1 protein-coding gene and 1 pseudogene are annotated in these 1,013 nt (G+C 62.5%); both read left to right on the forward strand.

The window, feature by feature from the left end; all coding sequences use genetic code 11:
* Positions 1 to 128: 128 nt before the first annotated feature.
* Positions 129 to 698 (forward strand): cob(I)yrinic acid a,c-diamide adenosyltransferase, encoded by a 570-nt coding sequence (locus ABEV74_RS08720; protein ID WP_062497131.1) that lies wholly within the window; start codon positions 129 to 131, stop codon positions 696 to 698.
* Positions 695 to 1,013, forward strand: a pseudogene (locus tag ABEV74_RS08725) (RluA family pseudouridine synthase); the annotation flags it as partial. The gene ABEV74_RS08720 and the pseudogene ABEV74_RS08725, both read left to right, overlap by 4 nt.

A 1,013-nucleotide genomic window follows, 5' to 3' on the forward strand; every position in this document is an offset into this window, starting at 1 on the left:
GACCGGGCGAATTCTATGTTAGAATGAGAACGTACAGATCTTTCAGGGATACGATTGTGCGCCTTGCGGGTCGCGCCGGCGACGGATCGCCGGCCTTGCGGGCGCGCATGCGAAGGAGATGGGTGAGCGTGAAAATTTATACGCGGGCGGGCGACGAAGGGAAGACGTCGCTGATCGGCGGACGCGTCGCCAAGGACGACCTCCGGGTGGAAGCGTACGGCACGATCGACGAATTGAACGCATTTGTAGGGCAGGCTGCCGCCGCCGCTGCGGACAAGCTGCCGGAGCTGGCGCAGCAGCTGACGGACATTCAGCACGAGCTGTTCGATTGCGGCTCCGATCTTGCTTATGCGAACCAGGACGGGGTTTCGTACAAGATGTCCTCCGCGGCGGTGGACAAGCTGGAGGGATGGATTGATCAATACACGGATGAGGCGCCGGAGCTCGTGCGCTTCATTTTGCCCGGCGGGAGCGACGTATCGGCGCTCTTGCATGTGTGCCGGACCGTATGCCGCCGGGCGGAGCGGCGCGTCGTAACGATGATGGCCGCGCATCCTTCCAATCCGGAAGTGCGGCGCTACCTGAACCGGCTGTCCGATTATTTCTTCGCGGCCGCACGGGCCGCTAACGCGCGCCTCGGGTTCCCGGACGTCGAGTATGCGCGCAGCGCGGAGGTGTTTCGCAAGAGGAAGCCATGACAAGCGAAAGCTATTACGAGCCGTTGACCGTGAGCGTAACCGCCGAAGATGCGGGCAAGACGGTCCGTACCGTGCTGGAACGGCGGCTTGGCGTGTCCCGCAGGCTGCTGTCGAAGCTGAAGCTGACGGACGAAGGCATTACGTTGAACGGCGTCCGCGTCTACACGACAGCGCGCGTCAAGGAGGGCGACATCATCCGCATCCGGATGGCGCGGGAAAGTTCGGACGATATATTGCCGGAGCCGATGCCGCTTTCGATCGTGTACGAGGATGCCGATCTGCTCGTCGTCGACAAGCCGGCCGGTCTTATCGTTC

Source organism: Paenibacillus cisolokensis (assembly GCF_050481165.1).
Taxonomy (GTDB): Bacteria; Bacillota; Bacilli; order Paenibacillales; family Paenibacillaceae; genus Paenibacillus_AH; species Paenibacillus_AH cisolokensis.